This window comes from Caulobacter sp. P1_B12_2 (assembly GCF_056406675.1).
The window spans coordinates 1-6,789 of the sequence record NZ_JBFTZS010000254.1; the positions used below are offsets into that span (position 1 = coordinate 1).

The 6,789-nt window shown below is 68.9% G+C and carries 4 protein-coding genes; all 4 read right to left on the reverse strand.

The features are described 5' to 3' along the window. Positions 1 to 1,773, reverse strand: a 1,773-nt coding sequence (locus AC1DZ6_RS15745; protein WP_477098099.1) for a glycoside hydrolase family 95 protein, incomplete at its 3' end; no start/stop codon positions are given. Next, positions 1,770 to 5,552 carry a beta-galactosidase gene (locus AC1DZ6_RS15750; protein WP_477098100.1) on the reverse strand — a complete coding sequence of 1,261 codons (3,783 nt, stop codon included), beginning with the start codon at positions 5,550 to 5,552 and terminating at the stop codon, positions 1,770 to 1,772. The genes AC1DZ6_RS15745 and AC1DZ6_RS15750, both read right to left, overlap by 4 nt. A 2-nt stretch (positions 5,553 to 5,554) precedes the next feature. Next, the gene (gene rhaM, locus AC1DZ6_RS15755; protein WP_477098101.1) at positions 5,555 to 5,887 is read right to left on the reverse strand and encodes an L-rhamnose mutarotase; all 333 of its coding nucleotides are present in this window, start codon (positions 5,885 to 5,887) and stop codon (positions 5,555 to 5,557) included. A gap of 29 nt (positions 5,888 to 5,916) precedes the next feature. Further along, positions 5,917 to 6,789 (reverse strand): amidohydrolase family protein (locus tag AC1DZ6_RS15760; RefSeq protein WP_477098102.1); only part of this gene is annotated, 873 nt, incomplete at its 5' end.

Here is a 6,789-nt window from a genome sequence, read left to right on the forward strand (position 1 = left end):
GCGGTGATGGATGTCCTTCGCGCCCGCGTCCCAGTCCTCCTGCCACTCCTGCAGCTGGCCCTGGGCGCCGGCCTTGTCGGGCGGCAGCTGGGCGCGGAGCTTGGCGACTTGGCGGGCGAGGTCGGCGTCGACGCCGAGGCGGCGCGACGCCTCGATCACATGGGCGAACAGGTCGCGCAGAAGTTGGCTGTCCATGGCCGGACCGGCGCACATCGAGGCGCCGAAGCCATGAACGTTCTCGGGCGACATCGACGGCGCCGTGACCATGAAGCCGGAGCGTGGATCCTTGACCAGGGTGTCGAGATAGAACTCGGCGGCGCCCTTCATCAGGGGCCACAGGCGTTGCAGGTACGCCCGGTCGCGGCCGTAGTCCCAGCCGTCCCACAGGTTCTGCAGCAGCCAGGCGCCGCCCATTRGCCAGAAGGCCCAGACCGCGCCGTCGACCGGGGCCGTGTTGCGCCACAGGTCGGTGTTGTTGTGCGCCACCCAGCCGCGCGCGCCGTACATGATCCTGGCCGTCCGGGCGCCGGTCACCGACAGGTCCTCGACCAGCCGCAGCAGGGGCTCCAGGCACTCGAGAAGGTTGGTCGGCTGGGCCGGCCAGTAGTTCATCTCGGTGTTGATGTTGATCGTCCACTTGGACTGCCAGGACGGATTGGTCTTCTCGTTCCAGATGCCCTGCAGGTTGGCCGGCTGGGTTCCGGGACGCGAGCTGCTGATCAGCAGGTAGCGGCCGTACTGGAAGTACAGCGCCGCCAGGGCCGGATCGTCGCCGGCCGCGAAGGCGGCGACGCGCTGGTCGGTCGGCTGGGCGGCGGCGGGCGTGGTCCCCAGGTCCAGCGACACGCGGCGGAACAGTCGGCGATGCTCGGTCTGGTGGTCGGCCAGCAGCACCGGCCACGGCTTGGCGGCGGCCTTGGCGATCTGGGCGGTGGTGATCGCGGTCGGATCGCCCGAGATGTCGTCGAAGCGCTTGTAGCCGGTGGCGGCGGCGATCAACAGCACCACCTCGGTCGCGCCGGCGATGTAGAGGCCGCCGGGCCGCGCGGTGGTCTCGCCGCCGGTGACGATGGCCTTCAGCCGGGTCTCGAACTTCAGCTTGCCGGGGATGCCTTGCTGGGCCGGCCCCACGCCGCGCAGGCCGATGACGCCGTCCTCAAGGAAGGGCTCGGCGCTCTGCGGCGTGGTCAGCGACAGGTCGACGGTGATCTTGCCGCCGATCAGGCGCACGGCGATCACCTGGTCGACGGGCGAGGCGATCACCTCGCGGGTCACCGTCGTCCCGCCCAGCTTGAACCGGGTGGTGGCGATCGCGCCGTCCAGGTCCAGCTCGCGGCGATAGGCGGTGTGGCTGTCCAGGCCGGGGAACAGCAGGATCAGATCGCCCAGCGTCTGGTAGGCCATCTGCTTGAGCGGCTTGCCCATCATCCGAGCGTCAGCCAGGTCCTGGGCCTCTTTGTACTTGCCAGCGAAGATCAGGCGGCGCGCCTCGGGCAGGGCGGCCAGGGCGTCGGGATTGTCGGTCTGGTAGGGCGAACCGGCGAAGAAGGTATCCTCGTTCAGCTGGATGCGTTCGGTGCTGACGCCGCCGAACACCATGCCGCCCAGCCGRCCGTTGCCGACGGGGAGGGCCTCGACCCAGGCGTCGGCGGGCGCGTCGTACCACAGCTTCAGCCCGTCGCCGGACGCCTGGGCGCGCGCCGATCCGCTCCCGGCCGTTAGGGCCAAGGCGCCGGCGGCGGCCAGGGTTTCGCGACGGGTGAGGGCGGTCACGGCTTGTAGTCCGGGGCTGGAACGCGGGCGACGGGGATGCCGCCGCGTACGCTGCGTAGGCTCACCAGCTTCACCGCCTCCAGGGCGTCGCCGGGCGCGCCGTCGCTGGTCACGGCCAGGGCCAGGGTGTTCTTGCCGTGCAGGTCGATGATGCCCGGCGGCAGGACGAAGGTCCGCTGCGGGCCGACATTCGCGATGAACTGGCCCATGTTCCAGCCATTGACGAAGATCAGCACCCGATAGCGGCCAGGCGAGCGCGGCGTGGTCGGATCGCCGATCGTCAGGCCCAGGGTGGTGTCCTGGTCCTTGGGCAGGTTCAGGTCGAAGCGCGTGCGGTACCAGGTCGTGCCGGTCTCGGGCTTGGTCGCGGCCATGTCGGCCTTGGCCCACTGGGAGTCGGGGAAGCCCGGCAGGTGCCAGCCCATCCGCTCGCCGAACTGGCCCCCGTTGTTGGCGTTGCCGCGCACCGGATCCGGGATGTCCTCGCCGCCCAGATTGCCCTGGATCTTCCAGGCGATCGGCACGGCGAAGCTGTAGCTGGTGGGGCTGGACAGCGAGGCCGAGACCAGACCGCGGGCCTCCTTGTGGAAGTCGTCGGCGTCCAGGTCCCAGTTGTGGCCGTTGTTGCGGACCATCACCGAGATCACATGCTCGCCGGTTCCGCGCAGGTCCTCGGGCAGCTTGAAGGTCGCCACGCCCATGGTGATCGGGCGCGGCAGGCCGCCGTCCAGCTCGTGTTGGCCCAGGAACCGGCCGTCCAGCCAGACCTGCAGGAGCCCTGCGCCGCCGCCGCCGTAGTGCAGGGTCAGGGTGTCGATGTCGGGCTTGCCGGTGTAGCGGCCGCGATACCAGACGTCGCCCTGGTGGAAGCCGTAGGCGCTCATGTCGAGCGCCGGTTGGCCCGTGGGACCGCGCACGGTCGAACCGCTGCGGCGGCCCTCGGTCTTCAGCCAGGCGCTGTCGTCGAACTTCGGATCGGCCTCGGGCGTGCCCGGCGCGGTCTTCCAGTCGAGCTTGGCGAGGTCGGGCACGCTCACCGCCGCCGGACCGGCCAGCGGCTTGTCGGCCAGCAGGCTGCCCGAGGCGGTGGTCTTGGCCGCGACCTTGGCCCCGTTCCAGCGGATCGCCGTCACGGCCTTCGGCGCGAACACCTCCAGCGGTCTGTCGGTCTCGGTGTCGCCGATGAGGGACAGCACGCCGCCCTTGGTCGCGTCGCTCCGGACGAGGCCGGGGCCGCGCACCAGCACGGTGTCGCGACGCCAGAAGGTCTGGCCAGTCTCGGCGTCTGCCAGCAGCAGGGTCAGGGGCGGACGTCCGCCGCCGGTGATCCGCACGCGGGCCAGGCCCTGGTGCGTATAGGTCAGCTTCAGGTCGCCCTTGGCGGCGTCGAAGCTCGAGGCGACCTGGCCGTCCATCACGTCGATCTTCGGCGCAGAAGCGTAGCGCAACACTGTCTCGCCCGCCTCGCCGGCGCGGCCGTACAGCAGGGCCAGGTCGCCGTCGTTCCACTTCAGGTGCGTCTGGATCTCGGACGTCGAATAGACCAGCCGCTGACCGCCCAGGTCGTAGCTGGCCATCAGCATCTTGCTGTCCTGGCCCTTGATCCGCGAGGGGACCACGTACTCGCCATCGCGGGTCTTCACCTTGAAGGTGAAGGCCTCGTCGCCCGTGGCGCTGCTGGGATTGTGCAGCACCACATAGAGGTGCCCGCCCGTCTCCGGATTCACATTGTGATAGACGCGGACTTTGTCGTTGGACGGGGTGACGGCCTCGCCCTTGTCCATGCGGCGGAGGTCCGGCACGGCGGCGATGAACTCGCCCATCTGCTTGATCACGCGAGCCTTGTCGCGCAGGCCCCGGGCCTCGTCGATCGCCGAGCCGTAGTCGTAGGAGGTGAACACCACCGGGGCCGGCAGCCAGCCCCACGAGGTTCCGCCATAGGTCATGTAGAAGCTTTGCAGCGTCAGGCCGTTGGCGATGTTGGTCGCGTAGAACACCCTCTGGTAGCCGACGCCGCGATGGAGGGCGGTGCAGTCATAGTCGCCGTTGCTGCCCCAGTAGTCGAACCAGCCGCCGCCGAACTCGGCCAGGAAGCCTGGGGTGTTGGGGCTGGCCGAGGCGCCGCCCTTGGCGCCGCCGGGACCGTACAGGCCCCAGTCGGGCGCGACCCCGGGGCTGGAGGGCGTGGAGTCGACCTTGCAGCTGCCGCCCGGATAGCCGTCGAAGGCGTAGAGGTCGTTGGGCCCGTCGACCGTGCCTGGCACGTTGGAGCCCTTGGGCACCCAGTAGCCGTTGCGGCCCTTGTCGTTATGGAAGATCGGGACAGTGATCCCGTCGGCCTTGGCCTTGTCGTCCAGCCACTTCATGTAGCGCTGCTGCGGGGCGCCGACGACGTCGAGCTCGTTCTCGATCTGGTGGGCGATCACCGTGCCCTGGCCGGTAGTCAGCTGGTGGCGGGCGATGACGGCGTTGATCTGGGTCAGCCACTCGTCGGCGGCCGTGATGTATTCCGGCGCGTCGGTGCGGGCCCGGGCCTGCTGGTTGACCATCCAGCCCGGGAAGCCGCCGCGCGTCAGCTCGGCGTTCACATACGGCCCGGCGCGAGTGATGACATAGAGGCCTTCTTCCTTGGCCATGGTCAGCACGCGGTCCATGTCGCGCACGCCGTTGAAGTCGTAGACCCCCTGCTTGGGCGAGTGGTAGCCCCAGTCGAAATATATGGCGACGGTGTTGTAGCCGCTGGCCTTCATCTTCTGGAGGATGTCGCGCCACAGGTCGGGGCTGGGCACGCGGAAGGGGTGGAACTCGCCGCCCCACGAGAAGACGCGGTCGCCGTCGACCTTCAGCGAGTACTTGTCCCAGGTGATCTTGTGCGCTTCGGCCGGCTTCGCGGCGACGGCGGTCTCGCCGCCTTCCTTCAGCACGGTGAAGTGGCGCACGGTGCCCGACAGTTCTGGCAGCTCGGTCTTCGGCGTCCAGGTGCGGAAGCCGTCCTTGCTGTCGCTGAACCAGTACCGCTTGGACATGTACTCGTCGAAATAGATCCGCCAGGCGCCGTTCGGGGCGCGGGTCAGGGCGGGGCCTTCCAGGAACTTGCCCCAGCCGGCCCAGTCGCCCGTACCCTTCGGCTGCCACGGCCCGTCCAGCGATGGGGCGGTGTAGAGCTCGACGAACTTGCTGGTCTCGTTCTTGGCGAAGGCGTTGTAGAGCCCGCCCTCGCGCACCACGAAGGTGTCGATGAAGTTGGGGCCCAGGCCCGCCAGGGGCTTGGGCGCGCTCCAGTTGGCGAGCGAGGCGTCGGCGGCGGTGATCCGGTAGGGCTGGAAGCTGCCTTGCTGGCCGGTGGTCGAGACCGACAGGATCAGGTTCACCGACCCGTCCTGGTCGACGAACCATTCCGGCGCCCAACTGTTCGTCGCGCCGGGGACCTCCACCGTCACGTCGCGCAGGAAGGTCCAGTCGGTCAGGTCTTTGGAACGGGCCAAGCCGATGGTGTTGCCGGCCCAGCCGGTGGTGTAGGCGACGTAATAGCAACCGTCGGTGTGCTTGATCACGCTGGGATCGCGGATAAGCCCCTGGGGCGGGGTGTAGGCCAGCGGCTTCTTCAGGACGAAGCGTGCGCCGTCCGCCGAGTCGTAGACACTCATGTTCGACTGGCTGGCGTTGGTGAACGCCGTCATCGTGTAGCGCGCGGGCTCGGCCCCAACCGACTGAACGGGGGCGGTGGTCGCCAGCAGGGCGGTGGCCAGACTCAGGGCGGCAAAGGGCGCGCGGCTCATCTTCAACCCTCGAAGTAGAAGACGGGCTTCAGCGGCCACTCGACGGGTTTGTTGTCCGGATGGACCTCCATCAGGTCGGCCATGTAGTCCCACCAGCGCTTCATCACCGGCTCCAGAGGGAGGGCGTCCTTGGCGTTGTCGGGCTTGAGGCGCAGCACGGCGAACAGGCTCATCGTCTCTTCGTCGAGAAAGATCGAATAGTCGTGGATCCCCGCCTTGCGCAGGGCGGCGGCAAGGTCGGGCCACAGCTCGTCGTGGCGGCGCTCGTATTCGGCGGCGACGCCGGCCTTGAGCTGCATGCGGAAGGCGAGGGGCCGGTCCTGGTGGTTGCTCATCGTGTCCTCCCGTTTCTTATCTTTGTGGGTCAGGTCGTGGTGGGCGGCAGGCGGTAGAGGCGACTGGCCGTTCCGCCGAACATCAGGCCCCGCTCGGCCTCGCCGAAGTCCGCCGTGATCGTGTCATAGGCCTCGTAGAAACCGCCGAACGAGCCGTGGACCTTCTCGACCGGGAAGTTGCTGGCGAACATGCAGCGGGCCGGGCCGAAGGTCTCGATGACCTGCAGCACGAAGGGCCGCAGGCTGTCGACGGTCCAGGCCCGGTCGATCATGGCCAGGCCCGAGATCTTGCAGCTGACGTTCGGCCGCTCGGCGAGCAGGGCCAGGCCTTCGCGCCAGGCCCTCAGCCCGTCGTCGTCGCGGTCGGTCGGCATGCCGGCGTGGTTGACGATCACCGGCACGTCCGGGTTCGCGCTGGCCAAAGCCGCGGCCGTCGCCATCTGCGAGGGATAGAGCTGCAGGTCGAACGACAGGCCGTACTTGGCCAGCAGGGCGTAGCCCGCGCGCCATTGCGGATCCAGCAGCAGGTCGCGCGGCCCGTAGGTCTTGGCCGGGTCGGCGTGCCAGTTGACGATCTGGCGGACGCCCCGAACATTGGCCCGCGCCGCCTGGGCTTCGAGCAGGGGCTCGACGCCGGAATCGTCCAGGTTCGCGCCCGCCACGATCCCACCGATCACGCCGCGGGTGTCGGCGAGGCCCTGCAGCCAGTCCGTCTCCGACAGCTGGTCCTTGGGCGGCAGGCCGCATTCGACATGCACAGTCTGGACGACGTTCCACCCGGCCGTGTCGGCCAGGTAGTCGTCCAGCCCATAGGAGCGATAGGCGATCGACGAGATGTCGCCGGCCGGGTTGTTTGGCAGCGGGGTGTCCTGGAGCCAGCTGTAATAGTGCCGCTCCAGGTC